21 protein-coding genes and 1 pseudogene are annotated in these 16324 nt (G+C 36.2%); 7 read left to right on the top strand and 15 right to left on the bottom strand.

The window, feature by feature from the left end; all coding sequences use genetic code 11:
- Window positions 1–736 (top strand): IS4 family transposase (locus H033_RS0102985; RefSeq protein ID WP_026837001.1); only part of this gene is annotated, 736 nt, incomplete at its 5' end.
- A gap of 449 nt (window positions 737–1185) precedes the next feature.
- On the opposite strand, the gene H033_RS0102980 is transcribed toward H033_RS0102985, so the two are convergent.
- From H033_RS0102980 to H033_RS21925, 3 genes are all read right to left on the bottom strand, one after another.
- Window positions 1186–1917 (bottom strand): carotenoid biosynthesis protein, encoded by a 732-nt coding sequence (locus H033_RS0102980; RefSeq protein WP_196809412.1) that lies wholly within the window; start codon window positions 1915–1917, stop codon window positions 1186–1188.
- 332 nt (window positions 1918–2249) lie between these two features.
- Entirely contained in the window at window positions 2250–2474 is a 225-nt protein-coding gene (locus tag H033_RS21930; RefSeq protein ID WP_316928619.1) for an ATP-binding protein, read from the bottom strand.
- Window positions 2475–2677: 203 nt separating this feature from the next.
- A complete protein-coding gene (locus tag H033_RS21925) occupies window positions 2678–2893 on the bottom strand; it encodes a hypothetical protein (RefSeq protein ID WP_231367536.1) in 216 nt (71 codons plus the stop codon).
- A gap of 194 nt (window positions 2894–3087) precedes the next feature.
- On the opposite strand from H033_RS21925, the gene H033_RS0102965 reads away from it, so the two are divergent.
- On the top strand, window positions 3088–4098 hold the full coding sequence (locus H033_RS0102965) for a DDE-type integrase/transposase/recombinase (RefSeq protein ID WP_026836997.1): 1011 nt from the start codon (window positions 3088–3090) through the stop codon (window positions 4096–4098).
- Here H033_RS0102965 and H033_RS19390 read toward each other — a convergent pair.
- The 7 genes and pseudogenes from H033_RS19390 to H033_RS22435 form a co-directional block, all read right to left on the bottom strand.
- A complete protein-coding gene (locus H033_RS19390; RefSeq protein ID WP_231367535.1) occupies window positions 4084–4560 on the bottom strand; it encodes a hypothetical protein in 477 nt (158 codons plus the stop codon). The two genes, H033_RS0102965 and H033_RS19390, sit on opposite strands and share 15 nt — an antisense overlap.
- 517 nt (window positions 4561–5077) lie before the next feature.
- Window positions 5078–5515 carry a DUF6624 domain-containing protein gene (locus tag H033_RS0102955; protein WP_155827694.1) on the bottom strand — a complete coding sequence of 146 codons (438 nt, stop codon included), beginning with the start codon at window positions 5513–5515 and terminating at the stop codon, window positions 5078–5080.
- 149 nt (window positions 5516–5664) lie between these two features.
- A pseudogene (locus H033_RS21750) lies at window positions 5665–6172 on the bottom strand (aquaporin).
- Window positions 6173–6374: 202 nt separating this feature from the next.
- Window positions 6375–6773, bottom strand: a complete 399-nt coding sequence (locus tag H033_RS0102945; protein WP_026836995.1) for a GlcG/HbpS family heme-binding protein — start codon at window positions 6771–6773, stop codon at window positions 6375–6377.
- 102 nt (window positions 6774–6875) lie between these two features.
- A complete protein-coding gene (gene fdhA, locus H033_RS0102940) occupies window positions 6876–8066 on the bottom strand; it encodes a formaldehyde dehydrogenase, glutathione-independent (RefSeq protein WP_026836994.1) in 1191 nt (396 codons plus the stop codon).
- A 196-nt stretch (window positions 8067–8262) separates the two neighbouring features.
- Complete coding sequence (locus H033_RS22350) at window positions 8263–8484, bottom strand: helix-turn-helix domain-containing protein (RefSeq protein ID WP_026836993.1); 222 nt, start codon at window positions 8482–8484, stop codon at window positions 8263–8265.
- Between the two features lie 18 nt (window positions 8485–8502).
- The gene (locus H033_RS22435) at window positions 8503–8769 is read right to left on the bottom strand and encodes a hypothetical protein (RefSeq protein ID WP_410503515.1); all 267 of its coding nucleotides are present in this window, start codon (window positions 8767–8769) and stop codon (window positions 8503–8505) included.
- Window positions 8770–9397: 628 nt separating this feature from the next.
- On the opposite strand from H033_RS22435, the gene H033_RS21915 reads away from it, so the two are divergent.
- The 3 genes from H033_RS21915 to H033_RS0102920 are packed head-to-tail and all read left to right on the top strand — an operon-like array spanning window position 9398 to window position 11362.
- Window positions 9398–9682 (top strand): phage integrase N-terminal SAM-like domain-containing protein, encoded by a 285-nt coding sequence (locus tag H033_RS21915; protein WP_231367534.1) that lies wholly within the window; start codon window positions 9398–9400, stop codon window positions 9680–9682.
- Window positions 9636–10241: a tyrosine-type recombinase/integrase gene (locus tag H033_RS19375; RefSeq protein ID WP_231367533.1), complete on the top strand. Its 606-nt coding sequence runs from the start codon at window positions 9636–9638 to the stop codon at window positions 10239–10241. The genes H033_RS21915 and H033_RS19375 overlap by 47 nt, the downstream gene beginning before the upstream one ends.
- On the top strand, window positions 10241–11362 hold the full coding sequence (locus H033_RS0102920; protein WP_026836992.1) for an IS91 family transposase: 1122 nt from the start codon (window positions 10241–10243) through the stop codon (window positions 11360–11362). The genes H033_RS19375 and H033_RS0102920 overlap by 1 nt, the downstream gene beginning before the upstream one ends.
- A gap of 304 nt (window positions 11363–11666) precedes the next feature.
- Here H033_RS0102920 and H033_RS0102915 read toward each other — a convergent pair whose 3' ends face one another.
- From H033_RS0102915 to H033_RS0102900, 4 genes are all read right to left on the bottom strand, one after another.
- Window positions 11667–12191: a hypothetical protein gene (locus H033_RS0102915; protein ID WP_155827691.1), complete on the bottom strand. Its 525-nt coding sequence runs from the start codon at window positions 12189–12191 to the stop codon at window positions 11667–11669.
- Window positions 12192–12394: 203 nt separating this feature from the next.
- Complete coding sequence (locus H033_RS0102910; RefSeq protein ID WP_026836979.1) at window positions 12395–13222, bottom strand: IS3 family transposase; 828 nt, start codon at window positions 13220–13222, stop codon at window positions 12395–12397.
- Window positions 13223–13245: 23 nt separating this feature from the next.
- Window positions 13246–13629 carry a helix-turn-helix domain-containing protein gene (locus H033_RS19370; protein ID WP_034886061.1) on the bottom strand — a complete coding sequence of 128 codons (384 nt, stop codon included), beginning with the start codon at window positions 13627–13629 and terminating at the stop codon, window positions 13246–13248.
- A 226-nt stretch (window positions 13630–13855) separates the two neighbouring features.
- Window positions 13856–14095, bottom strand: a complete 240-nt coding sequence (locus tag H033_RS0102900) for a hypothetical protein (protein ID WP_196809410.1) — start codon at window positions 14093–14095, stop codon at window positions 13856–13858.
- A 102-nt stretch (window positions 14096–14197) separates the two neighbouring features.
- Between H033_RS0102900 and H033_RS0102895 the strand changes: the two genes are divergently transcribed.
- Window positions 14198–14509: a transposase gene (locus H033_RS0102895; protein ID WP_026836989.1), complete on the top strand. Its 312-nt coding sequence runs from the start codon at window positions 14198–14200 to the stop codon at window positions 14507–14509.
- Window positions 14510–14517: 8 nt separating this feature from the next.
- Window positions 14518–15405: an IS3 family transposase gene (locus H033_RS0102890; protein ID WP_155827685.1), complete on the top strand. Its 888-nt coding sequence runs from the start codon at window positions 14518–14520 to the stop codon at window positions 15403–15405.
- A 227-nt stretch (window positions 15406–15632) separates the two neighbouring features.
- Here H033_RS0102890 and H033_RS0102885 read toward each other — a convergent pair whose 3' ends face one another.
- Window positions 15633–16316 (bottom strand): glycohydrolase toxin TNT-related protein, encoded by a 684-nt coding sequence (locus H033_RS0102885; RefSeq protein ID WP_026836987.1) that lies wholly within the window; start codon window positions 16314–16316, stop codon window positions 15633–15635.
- Window positions 16317–16324: the final 8 nt, after the last annotated feature.

Genomic DNA, 16324 nt, shown 5'->3' with positions numbered 1-16324 from the left:
AAAATTATTCAGTTGCCTGGAAGATCAACCCTGCCAAGGGTTTTATGAGGTACAGGTGGATGCCTGTGCAAAGACCAAAAGAAAAAAAAGGACGGCAAAAATTGAAATCAGATATAAAGAGGTGGAACTCAAAAGAACCAGCGCAACGAGCAAAGGAGTGGCATCCAGCATAAAACTATATCTGATAGAGGCTAAAGAGGCGGACTATACTGGCCCCGATAAAATATGCTGGAGGCTATTGACAACCTTGCCTATACAGACAATAGAAATGGCAGAAATGTGCGTGGAATGGTATAAGTGGAGATGGACGATAGAAGAGGTGTTCAAAATATTAAAAAAAGAGGGATACAATGTTGAGGCGTCAGAGCTGGAGTATGGGTCATCGGTAAGAAAACTAAGCTTATTGATAATGGAGGTCGTCATCAAACTGTTCCTAATGCGGCTAGCGTATGCAGAACCAGAAAGAGAGATGAGCGCCGATAGCTGTTTTACAGAAGAAGAGCAAGAGTTTTTAGAGCACCAAATAAAAAGTCTGGAAGGTAAAACAGAGAAACAAAAAAACCACTATAAGAAAAAAGAGCTAAAAAGATATGTTTGGGCGATAGCTAGACTTGGTGGTTGGAAAGGGTATGAAAGCAAAAGACATCCAGGTATAACAACCCTATGGATAGGATTGAAATATTTTAAAGCCGCAATGGAAGGGTGGACCATTCATAAAGATATGTCCACACGATAGGAACCATCGGGACATACCTCGTGGGCCCGCCCATACCGTTCGGGCGGGCTTGCCCCGAGCTTCTTGATTTCTTTCACTTTTTTGAGGTTCAAATTCAACTTTTGGATAAACTTCATTTTTTATTTCTATTTCAGACTTCCCAATGATTTTAATTTGAGCTACATTTAGGTGTTGAACTTAGAATATCATAGTTCTGTTGCGCTATTGTGTGATAACAATTGTATACACGTAAACTTACATATAATTCACTTAATCAATTGTGAACCTTTGTATTCAATTAAATAATCTACCAAATAAATGTTCTGAGTGACCAGTATTTTTTTAGCAACTGTTTATATAATTTTCTCACTAACTAATAGAATTTCGCAATTACTTTTGTAATTGAAAAAATCCCAAAACTTTTGTGAAAGCTTATAGAACTCTCATAGAAGTAGTTACAAATGAGAGTTTTAGTCGTTTTGTGAAGTTGTAGCGTTAATTTTAAATAATGCTTGTATAATAATATTCCCCAAGATTATTCCGATAATCGTAGGTAACCATAATTCATAGCCTGCGTTAACTCCGGTCCATAGGAAGATTGAGAGGAGAAGGGAAAGAGAGCCAATCCAGAGGTACTTCGAAATCGCCACGTTACCGTTCACAATGACAGGTTTCAAAACCAATTTCAAAATAAAATATGCAATTGTTCCTGAAATAATCCAGCCAATAAAATTTTGTAGAGGTACGTCGAACCATAATCCACCATTGGTGTATTCCCATAGTCCGCGTGCAACGGCTCCAGGGTCCAAGATAACATCTGTGCCAATAAGAATTCCAAGGTACGCCAGAAATCGTGTCCAGTGATGCTTAAACCATTTTTGTGCTAGTAACCAGGCACCAAAAACTAGCGGACTCCAAGCAATAAATACGGTCCAGGGGGTTGTTCCCAGTAACTGATAACCAAACGGCATCGTATATTCAAAAGGTGAATAAGGGAATCCTGTATGAATCCCAATTGATTCTATAATTAAGGCAAATACCCCCAAGGCCATAATTGCTGCAATTCCTCGTATACTATATATTTTCCAAATGCCGTAAAATGCCGGCATAGAAATTATACAAACGGCAATAATGGATCCAGTTTCTACAAACTGTTCTGATGGAACAGAACTCATCATAAAACCAATGATGAAAAAGAGCATCGATAAAGCGATTAGAATTATTTTCTTAATATCCATATTTTTAATAAATGTTTTCTAGAATGCTTGACCATTTAGTTTTTCAATTTCTTTACCCTTGACTCTTTAGATAGATATTCTTTTAAATAAATCAGATTTGTAAATCCTCCCATTACATTTCTTCAAATGCGTAGGAACGGTCTTGATCAAGGCAAGTAGGGCGGCGTAGGGATTTACCTTTGTCGGCGTAGTTGGTTTGTTAAATGGTATCTAAAATATCACTTTTTACTCGATTGCCAGCTATTTGCTGGTAACCAATGTTGTAAACTGGCTTTTATCCCATGTATTTTTATGAACTAAATATTTTCTATTACAAAAGTTAATTTTGCACGTCTTTTTTCAGGTTCGTTGAACTGTTTAATTAACTTAACTGTAAAAGTTGTACCAGTTTTTTCATCACTAATAAGATTAATATCTCCACCGTGAGCCTCAGCAACAATTTGTGTTAACGTCAAGCCCATTCCCCAACTTCCCAAAACCGAATTTTTATCTTTTTTATCTGTACCCATAAATTTAAAAATCTGTTCCTGCTTTGCTTCAGGAATTGGTTTTCCATAATTATTAACTTTTATTTAGACAGCTTCTTTTTCATCAATTATGGAAATAGTGATTGGTTTTTTCTTATCTCCATATTTAACAGCGTTACCAATGAGGTTTTTAAGTAATCTTTTAATCGCAGTACTGTCAAAAATCCCTTCTATTTTCTCAACCTTACAATCTGATTTTATATCATTAGTATAAACCTCCTACTTTCGGCGTGAACCCATTTAATATCTTTTAGTAAATCCGTATTCTCAAAATTTAACATCATCCCTTCGCCAGCTTTAATGGTTATTCCATCCATAAGTCCTTCAATTAAGCATAAAGCTTTCTTTACACCACGTTGAGCTGCTATTCTTGTTTTTTCAGCCCACTTTCCAGTCTTGTCCTGTTCCATCATTTCTAAAGATAATTGGGCAGCCGAAAGTGGATTGCGAATGTCGTGTGAAAGAGTACCTGTAAAGTTTCACTACAATGTTGATGGCATTTCATCCCTTTCGGGGTTTTCTTTGAAGGCGTAGCCGAAAAAGAAAACCCCGAAAGGGTCAGATAAAAAAGTTGATTATTTTTGTTTTACCACAAATAAAAATAATTATGCAACAAATCTATCATTTCAATGCCACTACGAATATAAATATTCGTACCCAAATTCAAACCAATTCTGCTACAAATTCCGAATTGGCATCAAGGTTCAACGTTTCCAAACAAACTATTTCAAAATGGAAAAACAGGGATTTCGTCCAAGATGTTTCCTGTGCGCCCCATAACATTATATATGCTTTGACCGATTTGGAAAAAGCGCTTGCCATAAGTTTGAGGAGTTCCACGTGGCTACCCATTGATGAGGTCTGGGAATCTTTGTTGGAGGGTAACCCGGCAATTTCAAGAAGTTCTGTCTACCGTTGTTTTGTGAAGGAAAACATCAATAAAGTACCTCAGGAAAAGAGGGATATTGCCAAAAAATTCAAAGCCTACAAACCAGGGTACCTACATATAGATGTAACCTATTTGCCCAAATTCGAAGGGCAGTCATATTATTTATTTGTGGCAATAGATAGGGCCACCAGGACTATGTTCTATGAGGTCTATGAAAACAAAAAGGCTGAGAGCACAGAAGATTTCATGGACAAATGCCTGGATTTCTTTCCGGTCCATATCAGTCATATCTTAACCGATAATGGACTTGAATTCACCAACAGGCTTATTATGTCCAAAAAAGGAAAACTTTGTGACAAGCCTTCTAAAATGGATGTGAAATGCATGAAGAACAACATTGAACATAGGCTTACAAAACCAGCAACACCAAAAACGAACGGTATGGTGGAAAGAGCCAACGGAACGATTAAAAACAATACCATCCTAAAAATAAAATATCAAAACAAACAGCAGATGGGGAAGGATATGATGGAGTTCCTGTGCTACTATAATTTGTACAGGAGGCATGGTTCTTTGAGAAAAGAACTTAATGTGAAAACTCCTTTTCAAGCAGTTGAAAAATGGTACAAAATAGAACCTGAATTATTTAAAACAACACCCAATGAATTTAAAAATAAAATCCTAAGTTTACAATCTGATCTTAATCAACTTCCATCAACAACCTTGTGAAACTCGACAAGTACCAATTAATTTTTCCTGCATATCCTGTATGGAACGTGAAAATGAGCCTACGGATTTTAGTATCGAGGTTTCGATGACATATTTGAGCAAATCCGAAACATTTTCATTATAACCATTGTGGGATATGAGGAATTCACTCAGTGTACGGTGAAAAATTATATATTCGTGTACAACCTGTTCAACAGTATAATAGGCTGTAATTGACCGTTGCTTGCCGTGGTCTTCAATGCTTTTAAAGATTTCTTTGTATTTTTTATCCTTACTAACATCCTTCAATTTATCAAATCGAATCATTAGTTTAGCGATATCGTATATGAGAATAGGAAGATGGTTGTATAAAGCAATTGAGTCAGATTTTTTACTTGCTATGACTTCTTGCACAACTTGGTTCTTCCAAATTTTCATAATTTCTGCATTGTTTTCTCGAAGAATTCTCGCTGTTTCAAACATTATAGCAAAGTCTTTTTCAAATTTAACATTTTAATGCGGATAAAGTTCTAAACAATTATTCGATTTAAATTCTAAATCTAATGTATAATACAATGACGAATGTTTCTTTGAAGCTTGTGCAACGGTCTTGGTTAAAGCAAGTAGCGCGGGTAGGGACGCGAACTTGTCGGCTTTGGTGGTTGTTAATTGGTCTCTAAATAATACTTTTCACTCAAATGCCCACTATTTAGGCTTAACCGATGTTACCTGCTGGCGCTATACTTCAATTATATTGTTAATCAGTTTTATAAAGCGTAGGTGCGTTCAAACCTTTTTCTTGAAAAATCGTTTTATTCACTCTGTAATGCATTTCAGACATTCTATTTAAATATTTTTCAATAGGATCTAACCCAATTTCATTCCTTCTTTTATTGACATTTATGCTGTCTATTAATTCCCTTGGAAATGCCTGACAAATTTCCCAATTGTAAGCTACTTGAGTTCCATAGACTTGTTTTTGTCCGGTATTTAATTTTACTCAATCAATTAATAGTCCGAAGCTCGCTGGATCTGCATTATCATTTAAAACTTCAAATTTCATTTTTTTTAAAATCTTTTTTTGAAATTCTGGGTTATTGTCAGCATGTTGAACAACTAACCAAAAACTTTGAGAACCACGTTCTCCGACCAAATCATATCCTACATAACCGTATTGGTCGAAAATCTCTGTTATACGTTTCTGATTTTTTTTGTGAAGGCTATCCTTATTTGTTTTCCATTCTTGTTCAGATAATTTTTCATAATCACCACGAGCTATGTCTGCGGCGAATTGGTCAGTCTCGCGTATTTCTTCTAATTCATTAGCTAAATTTTGGTTGAACTTGTTTTCTTCCTCAACCACCAAGGAATTTGTTTTTTCTTCTTTACAACTCATTGTCAGAATTATAAATAAGAGAATATAATAAATATTTTTCATACAGAATTTTTTTGAAAGCTTGCAGGCAACGTTAATGTTTATGTGTGGTTGCGAGTAAATAAGCACGAACCTTTCGGATTAGAAAGGACTTTGAATATATGAAAAAGCCATTGAATTACACACCTTGCAACAATTTTTTATATACGGTGTTACCTGCTGACTTTATTCCGTTTTGCTAATGATTTCCATATTATCATTGCTAAAATCGCACTTAATATTGGTGGAGAAATATAAATCCAAAGTGCTGTAATGTTTCCGGATACAATTGCAGTTGCAATTCTTCTTACAGGATTAAATGAACCTTTAAAAATGGGACCTGCAAATAGAATAAGCCCTTTAAAGACTAATCCGATTATGAGTCCTGCAATATTGGATTTTTTTTTAGATGCTACACCCAAAATGGTAAGCATTAAATAGAACGTCAATATAAATTCTATTATGAAGGATTGTAATAATTCGCCTGAGGGAATTGTAGCACCTAAGGTTAGGTTTTCAGGAAACATGAATTTCAGCAATCTACTTGCCGCAAAAGCTCCAATGATTTGTTCAGAAATATAGAATAGAGCTTCTTTTTTGTTGTAATCTTTCCTTTAACGGTGCAATGGTGAAGGATGGTCTAATGTATGAGCCAGAAATATTTTCGAAAACATAAATCATTACACTTACTATTATTCCAAAAGCTAATGAAATTCCTATTTATCTTAAAGTTTCTTTGCTCAATTAAGATAATAGCTCATGTGCCACAAAAAAACCAATGTAAATGTGCCAATAAATTCAGCTGAATGTTTTTTCATAAAAATTTAAAATAAAAAGAGGATAATTAGTTTTAATTATCCTCTTTTTATTAATTAGTATATTATTAGATTGCTGATGCTCCAGCTTCTGCAACTGCGTGGTCATTTTCAACCGCACTTCCGCTTACTCCTATGGCTCCGATTATTTCGTCTTGTGCGTTTTTAATTGGAATTCCGCCAGGAAATGTAATTAATCCGTTGTTAGAATGTTCTATATTAAATAAAGAACCTCCAGGTTGCGATAATTCTCCCAGAAGGCCAGTATTCATATCAAAATAACGAGCAGTTTTTGCTTTTTTAGTTGCAATGTCAAGGGAGCCTAACCATGCGCCATCCATTCGTACGAGTGCAACTACGTTTGCTCCACCATCTACAACAACGATATTCATTTTAGTATCTATTTCGGTAGATTTTTGTTTTGCTGCTGCGATTACTTTTTCTGCTTGTGCTAATGTAATGTTCATAATTTATGTTTTAATATTGTTTTTATTTTAATACAAATGTAAAATGAGAATTTATTAATTCAATTACTATAATAGTCCAGTAACTTATGATAAAGGGTCAAACTATTTAGCTATCATACCGTGTGGGTCGATAACGAACTTTTTGGCGACTCCCGTGTCAAATTGTTCATACCCCCTAGGTGCATCTTGTAGACTTATCACTTCCGCATTTACGGCTTTGGCGATATCTACTTTATCGTGCAATATGGCATTCATTAATTGTCTGTTATATTTCATTGTAGGAGTTTGTCCTGTATGGAAAGAATGGGATTTGGCCCATCCCAATCCAAATCGAATTTTCAGACTTCCTTGTTTTGCGGCCTCTTCTTTGGCTCCTGGATCTTCGGTCACATATAGACCTGGAATTCCGATAGATCCACCAGCTTTAGTAATCGCCATAGCTTGGTTTAATACAATGGCAGGCATTTCTTTCCCTGCGGTGGCGCCGTGACCATTGGCTTCGAAACCTACACAGTCAACGAAGCAATCGACTTCGGGGATCCCGACAATCATAGCTATTTGCTCTTCTACAGGAATCCCGTTGGTTAAGTCAATGGTTTCACAACCAAAACTTCTGGCATGGGCAAGACGTTCTTTATTCATATCGCCTACTATCACCACGGCTGCACCTAATAATTGGCAGCTTGAGGCACAAGCGAGACCTACTGGTCCTGCACCTGCAATATAAACAACTGAACCAGCAGTTACACCTGCCATGACCGCTCCATGAAATCCTGTCGGAAAAATATCAGTAAGCATGGTCAGATCCAATATCTTTTCCATTGCTTGATCCTTATCGGGAAATTTTAATAAGTTAAAATCAGCATAAGGTATCATTACATATTCGGCTTGGCCTCCAATCCAGCCACCCATATCGACATATCCATAAGCGCCTCCTGGTCGATCTCCGTTAACATTTAAACAAATATTCGTTAGTCCCTTTTTACAATTTACACAACGACCACAAGCAACATTAAAGGGAACGGAAACCAAGTCTCCTTTTTTGATAAATTCAACGTCCCGTCCGCATTCTATGACCTCTCCTGTGATTTCATGCCCTAGAATTAAGCCCTTTTCGGCAGTGGTTCTTCCCCTTACCATGTGTTGATCTGAACCACAAATATTACTGGCCACTATTTTTAAGATAACACCGTGTTCACATTTTCGATCTCCCAAAGCCAGTTTGGGATAGTCTATTTCCATTAATTCTACTTCTCCTGTACCTTTATAGGCGATTCCATGATTTTTGCACATAATATTCTGATTTTAATGAAATTAATAAATATTTTCAACTGAATTGAGTTTACAATTTATGCTATTTTTTTGGTTAACGTTTATGAAAAAAGGTCAATAATTTGTGAAAAAAGGTCAAGCAACCCATGTTTAGGAAGCTTTATAAGTGAAGTTAATCTTATTTAACTGATAATGAATAAAATACAGAAAATAAAAGCTATAATGAAGCCTCTTTTGGGCTAAAACCAAATTTATTTTTAAAGGCAGTACTAAAATTTGAAAGGTTATTATACTCAAAATCTAAATAAATGTCTGACGGTTTTGAATCTCCTTGTTCCAAAATTTCCTTTGATTTTTGAAGCCGTTTATCCTGCAGCCATTTTCTTGGAGACACATTATATTCTTTAATGAAATGTCGATTAAAGGTTGATAGGCTCATTTAGCATAAGAATGCAATTTACTCTAGCTTTAAGTTTGAATCTATTTGACTTTCAACAATCTTTTTAAATTGTGACTTTTCCTTAACTATTAAAGAATGTAAATAGATTTCAAACTTTCTTCCATATTTCTGTAGAAGATAAAGCATCAATTCTTCAAATTTTACAGCAAGTAAATTCTCCATAAAAACTGTTGGTCCCTCACTAATTGTGGATAAAGAATTTAAATATGAAATGATATATGCGTCATTTCTGATGATGAAATAAGGTGATCCATCTTTTGCAATGTATTGATATTCAATATTTTTATCTAAAAAATTCTTAAGCTTTTTATCTAAAAAAAGAAGAGTTTACAATAATAAGTCGCATTTGTATCCAACAGTTCGGTCCAAAGCCAATTTCCTTTTTTAAGCCATAGCGATTAGTCTTTATTTACTGCAACTGCTATTCCAGTAAAATGGACTTGTTTTTTTCCAACTTGTAAAAAGCTAAACATATTCATACCTTAATTGACCTTGCTTTTAACAACATCATTGGAAATTTTAAAATCATAAACGAATAAATCAGGACTTTCTTTTTTTACTTAATATAGACTTCAGGTATGTTTTCTATTGGCATCTGGATTTTTTTTCAGCTTGCAGGTAACGATGATTTGTATGAGCCGTTGCGTGTCTCACACACGAACCATTAAAAGCACGAAACTCCGCTGGAAAATTCTTGGGAATTTTCCAGATAAGCACAGACCCAGCAATGGCTTATACACAATGTTGAACTAAACCTAAAGGTAGCTTCAAGCAATCGGTCGACTACTATTCACTACCTTTAAGTAGGTATTAATATTAATATTTAAAGTTATGAAAAAAAAGTAGTACCCTTATTGAGAGGGCCTGTATTTCTTTACCAGAATTTGAGGTATTGTATCGCAAATTAAAACGGTCTATTGAACTCTCCGGCAAAAGCCAAAGTACCCTTACCAATTATGCCCGCTGCCTCGCGCACCTTTCTCTCCATTTTAAATGTAGTCCTCTGGACCTTGACGAGGAACAAATTCTGGATTACCTGCATGTTTTAAAATCACAGCACAAAACACCATCAGACAGTTTCTTTAAGCATACGGTTTACGGCCTTAGGTATAGCCTACCGTGTCCGCGGCATGAAAGAGATGCGGGTGGCGCTTCCATCTATTGCACGACCAAATAAACTTCCGGTGGTATTGAGCAGAAGCGAGGTGAGGCAACTCCTTAAAACCCCGAGACTACTCAAACATCTGTTGGTCCTTGCAATGCTCTATGGCTGTGGTCTTCGCTGTTTCGAACTTGGCAACCTTCAGCTCAAAGATCTGGATTTTGACCGCAGGATGCTCCACATCCGCCAAGGTAAAGGCCGCAAAGACCGCTATGTTCCTTTATCCGGAATGCAGATTCGGGGTCTGAAAAAGTACATCGCAGCAGAAAACCCTTCGACCTGGTGGTTTAATGACTATGACAGGAAAAATAATCCCACTGCCTTGTCCACAAGAGGAGTCCAGTGGATCGTACGAGAGGCACGTAAACACAGCGGGATCAAAAAGGAAGTCACTAGCCACAGCCTTCGGCACAGCTATGCAACACACCTTTTGGAAATGGGACTGGATATCATTACTGTGAAGGATCTTTTAGGGCACGCAGATATCCAAACCACCTTAACTTACCTTCACGTGGCACAACTAGGTAGACAAAAGCCATTCAGTCCGCTGGAGCGGCTGTATAATCAAAAGTAATGGCATCCGCTACTCATGAAGTAGCACAGGTGTTAGAACGTAATAAGGAAGTTTTAGCTGATTATTGTGCCAACAGCTGGCAGCTAAGAACCCTGCACGCAGTTCGCAAATGCCGGACTGCTGCTTTGGGAGGTCATATTGACTGCTGTAATAATCCTTCTTGCCGGCGTTTGCACCTTAGCTACAATAGCTGCCGTAACCGACATTGTCCCAAGTGCCAGGGACACAAAAAGGAAACCTGGATAAGGGCCAGGGAAGAAGAACTCCTAAAGGTTCCTTACTTCCACGTGGTCTTTACCCTTCCCTGTGAGCTTAACCGGATATGCCTGTATGAACCAAAACTTGTATATAACTTGCTGTTTAAAACAGCCTGGCAAGTAATAAAAGGTTTTTCTGCAAATCCAAAGTTCTTGGGAGCCAATTCCGGTATGATTGCTATCCTGCATACTTGGGGACAAAACCTCTCGCTTCACCCGCACCTGCATTGTATTGTTCCAGGTGGTGGCATTGCCAAATCTGGCAAATGGAAGTTAGCCAAAAGCAAAGGAAAGTACCTGTTCCCGGTAAAAGCCATGAGCAAAGTGTTTAGGGCACAATTTGTGGCGGAACTGCGTAAGGAGCTGGGAACACAACAAGCCACTGCATTTTATGAGAACTTATTCAAAAACGAGTGGGTAGTATTTTGCAAACGTCCTTTTTTATGCCCTTCGCAGGTCGTGGAATATCTGGGACGTTACACGCACAAGATCGCCATCAGCAACCATCGCATAAAAGAGGCACAGGATAATACCGTAACTTTTTCGGTAAAGGACTATCGACACGGTGGAAAAAAATCAATACTCAAATTGACCGATGTCGAATTCATTAGGCGTTTTTCGCTTCATATACTACCCAAAGGCTTCGTGCGTATACGCCATTACGGGATCCTGAGCAGCTATCATAAAAGAATCAGCATTCCTGAGCTACAGGAAAGTCTTGGTAAAATCGATCTTCCAGAGAGACCACCTCTTCAGCATAACGTATGTCCTTATTGTAAAAAGGGAAAGTTAGAAATCATTGTGCTTTTTGGAGTGCGTGGACCACCGGAAGGCTGGAAGAATAAATTAGAAAAACAGAAATAAGTCCCCTTCGAAACACTATATACATGGTGTAACAGATCAGTAATGCTCAAAAACGAAAAAACATATGCAAATCAACGACTGGATTACTTGAGGAACACTAAAGAATAAAGTAAAAGCAGTAGAAAAGGAAGAAACTATTAAGCAGAAAAGATAATCAACTTCCAAATTACCGAATAGCAACTCTCCAAATTAGACTAATACCCATAGTAGACAATCGGCAAAAAACCGGTTCAGTCAACATTGCTTTCATGTTAGGCCGTACCGGCCACACGAAAGCTTAGTTATTGTAAGCAGTTGTTTTGTTTCATTTATTCTTCTCTCGATATTCAATTGGAGTCCAACATCTCATATACATACTTTCAATTTTTCCGTTTGGATAATAAACAGAATAGAAAGTTTGATCGCCATCAGAACAGTCCTCATTTCCATATAGTTTTGGATTTTTATTCCAATCTTTTTTAATTTCTAATTTTTCATAAAGTTCTTTAATGTCATCATAACTTCCGTTTGAATTTTCCAAATCAGATAAATTTTTATATTCAATTTTCTCGATATATTTTTTATTTTTTGAATCAAATTTATAGTTTACTAAAACTCCATCTACAAAAATATTCACATAAGAAGCTACACATCCGAAGCAGATATATGAATAGCTTTCAGTTAACAAAATGGGTTTATTTGGGTATTTGGTTTTCAATTCAGTTAGTTTTTGTAGATATGAATCTCTAAACTTCAATTGAACTTTTAATTCTGGATTTACAGTATTTGAAGATTCAAATGGTGAATTTTTAACACTTTCTAAGTGTGCAGTATTAATCTCTCGATTCAAAACCGAGATTTTGTTCGTGGAACATCCGATCAGAGTCAGAAAACTTAAAGTCAATATTCTTAGTTGAATTTTTTGTCTTGTCCTGAAATAGGTTGACCTTTTTTGTGTTAAAGGTTTTCATTTATAAATATCGTTTTTCTTCACGGAACATTGACAACTTCTTCAAAATTTTTCCTTCGGTTTTGAAAAAGTTGCCAACATTCCTAGGCCATTTTCTTTTTATAGGATTTGTATTTTATTGTATTGTACTTTTTGTGGATATGATCTGGTGTTTCCAGGCCAAGGCTCCAATGCAGTCTTTGCCCGTTATATACCTGAACTGCCTGCTTCATGATCTGTCTTGCTATGATGACGTTCTTGATTGTTTTCTTTAGTCCGAACTCATATTTGAGTATTCCGTTTATCCTTTCTGCAACTGCATTTTCGTAGGGGTCGTATTGTTGAGTTGTACTTAATACAAAATTGTTCTTGTCGGCAAATTCCGTGAACTCCGGACAGCAATACTGTATTCCCCTATCTGAATGGTGTATGATGCTCATATGTTTGAATTTCAGGTTCTTGATTGCCATGTCCAAGGCCTGCACGACCAATGTTGCCCTCATGTTGTCGTCGAGTGCCCATCCCATCAGTTTTTTGGAATATGCATCTGTTACCAGAGCCAGATAGGCGTGTCCATCATCAGTCTTTATATAGGTGATATCGCTTACGAATACTTGTTCACTGTGCGAGATTTCCATATCCTTTATTAGGTTTGGTGATTTATAGAATAAGTGTTTTGAGTCTGTTGTAATGTGGTAACGTTTGGTCTTCTTGACCAGCATTCCATAACTTCTTAGCAGGTCGAAGAGCGCGTCCCTGCCCATTTTTACATTTTGCTCCATAATCCCTTTTTTGATGTACTTGACCAGTTTTCTGGTGCCTGCCTTTGCGTGTGTTTTTCTTTCTTTACGTACAAGTTCCAGGACTATTTCGTCCCTTTTCTCTTTGGTATAATTTGCTTTGATTCTTTTGTAATAAGCCTGTTTGCTTATCCCGAGGCATTGATAGAGCCATTTTATTTTGAAAGGCTTTGTTTCTTTTTCTCTATCTCTTTTGCTAATGCTTCGGGCAAGTACTTTTTTGAAAGGTGCTCCCCGGTAATATTTTCAAAATCGGCAATGACATCTTGTTGAAATTCTTTTACAAACTCCAGTTCTTCAATACGTTGCTTCAATTTTTTGATCTGATCGTTCTTGCTCATACTCATGGATTTATTCTCGAAGTTACTCAATTTCTTAATCCAGTATTCAATGGAACTTCGAGAAATGTTATACTTGTTTGAAGCATGATTTACGGAGATCTGTCCGTTAGCTATTTCATCAATTATCGAAAGTTTCATGTCGAAACTAACTTTTTGATACTTCTTTTTTCGGCAGGTGCCATTCTTTGGTGTTTCCATAGGTGACTAAAAGTGTTTAATTTTTGGTCAACCTATTTTAGGACGAGGCATTTCTCACAATTGCTTACAACGGTCTTGGTTAAGGCAAGTGGCGTGGAGTAGGGACACGTTCTTGTCGGTTTTGTTGTTTGTTTCTTGGTCTCTAAAATATAACTTTTTGTTCAAATACCCGCTATTTGCGCTTAACCGATGTTGTGGAGCGTTATAAGTTCTGAATTGATATTCATTAACTCTCAACACTAATTTCGTTTAGGTTTTCTACATTCAAAATATCATTTATCGTGTCATTTGGAGTCAGCCATATAATTCCTCCGATTCCTCCAATTATCAATATCCTCAACAGTGATTTATTGAAATCTGTGCTGTATTTCATAAAACCAATAATTCCTACAATAATTAGGATTGGAAGTCCAATTTCATTAAACGCATTCATTGGCCATCTCATTATGGAAAAAAGTATCCCCAAACATGTGAAACTTAATCCGAAACCTAATCCAATTGATCCGTATAGTTTAGCCCCCAATAAGTTCGGAGTGATATTTTAAATTTCAAATAATACCTTTGAGATATGAAATACAAGAAATGGAGTCTAGAAGAAAAGTTAGAAATCCTATCTTCTTCAGAAGAACTGGGCATTGTTGAAGCCTGCCGCAAATACAGTGTTAGTACTGGTACTTTTTATAGTTGGAAGAAGAAATATGACACCCAGGGAGAAGTAGGCTTAAAAATGACCTATGACATTCGTAGTAAAGAGTTAAAGCAGGCAGAAGAAGAAAATAGGATACTCCGGAAGTTGTTAAGTAACAAGGAGATCGAATTAGAAGTTCAACGAGAGCTTTTAAAAAAAAAGTTTGGGACGTCCGATCCAAGAAAAATTTAGTGGATGCTATGTTCTTAAAACACAACATTGGTAAAACCAAACTTATTGATATGGTAGGTATGGTCCACAGTAGTTATTATAGAAAACCCAGTGCTGCTAAAAAGGGAAATAGGCCAAGCGAATTCACCTATCACGACAATAAAGGTTTGGTTAGTCAATTTGCTGTTATTGAGTCCGTTAAATCAATATTAAGTCATCCATTTATAGATTGCGGTTACAGGCTTATGACTTCATATTTGAATCGGGATGGATATACAATAAATCATAAAAAGCTCTATAGAATAATGAAAGAAGCCAATCTATTGAAGTTGGACGACCGAATAGATAGGAGTGGTTCTGGCCGAAAATTTGTTAAGTTCAGAAAAGTTATCACTACAAAACCCTTTGATTGCCTAGAAATGGACATCAAGGTGGTTTGGATCCCCAGTGCTGGTAAAAATGCCTATTTGCTATCTTTAATAGACGTGCATACTCGTAGAATACTAAAAGACCTTTTTGCTTTTTCTATTAAACAAGATCAAGTGATAAAGTTGCTCTCAGAATTGTTTATGGCTTATCAATATCCTGATAGTGTTGTAATCAGAAGTGATAATGGAAGTCAATTTATAGCGAAAAATGTAAGGGAATACCTAGGATTGATAGGAGTAAGTCAAGAATTCACACACATAGCAACTCCCGAAGAAAATGCCCATATAGAAGCGTATCATGGAATTTTGAGGAAAGAAGTCTTTAAGAGGTTTGAGTATAGGACTTTCGGGGAAATAGAAAAAATCCTTAAAGAATACGTGCTATTCTACAACAACGAAAGGCTACACGGACTACTTGGTAGAATAACACCTATGGAAAAATGGAACGCAGATAAACACCTTATTTTAATAAAAAAATTAACCGCATAATTTTAACTAACGAAATTTAAAAGAATACTCTTGTTTTATAGGGGTCAAAACAATATGATTATTTGTTCGGATTTTTTAACTGCTGCATAACGGTCTTGGTTAAGGCAAGTGGCGTGGAGTAGGGACACGTTTTTGTCGGCTTAGTTGTTTGTTTCTTGGTCTCTAAAATAACACTTTTTAATCAAATGCCCGCTATTTGCGCTTAACCGATGTTGGGCATAGTATTTTTACTCCAATTTCGTTTTTTTTACGATATGTATTCCACCAATTTCATAAGCAACACTAATTGGTATAATTTTATCTTTTAAATAAAAATTTCCGTTTTGAAATGGTGTAATTCGTTCGTCAACTAAGAAAAAATATTCTTCTCGACTGGTTAATATATTTAGATTTTCATTTGTAAGTTCTATTTGATCAAAGTAATCAACAATTCCAAGTTCATTCAATTCAGGTATTGTCACTTTTTGAGAGTTCATTTCGCAAAAGTGTTTTTCTCCAAGACCTGGCATTCCAAACCAAGGTGCTGCTTGTGCAACTTGTAATGAAATTTTTGAGGTGTCATCGTTAAAAAGAAAATGTTTAATTTCAAAAGTCTCAAATTCTGGCGGTAATGATTTTTTCGGAAATGGTTCTTCTGCTCTCCAAAAGAACATCACTTTATTCCGCCAAGCTGGATCATTCCGATCTTCACAAATTAAATTAGTTGTCCAATAATGCATATAAAGATCACTTGTACGTAAAAGAATAGTTGATTTTTCAATCCCTTCTTTTTGTTCGTCTGTTAAAGATCTAATTATTCTGAATATAGATTCGTTGTCAACAGCAACAAATGTTTCTCCTTTGTTTAATTGAACACTTTCATTCTCAGCTTTAGATTCTTTTTTACCAAATAATTTGTCAAATATTCCCATCAAATAAA

Origin of the sequence: Gillisia sp. JM1 (assembly GCF_000424645.1) — a bacterium.
Classification (GTDB): Bacteria; Bacteroidota; Bacteroidia; order Flavobacteriales; family Flavobacteriaceae; genus Gillisia.
The sequence above is the reverse complement of the archived record's forward strand: the minus strand, read 5'-3'. Positions and strand labels throughout refer to the sequence as shown.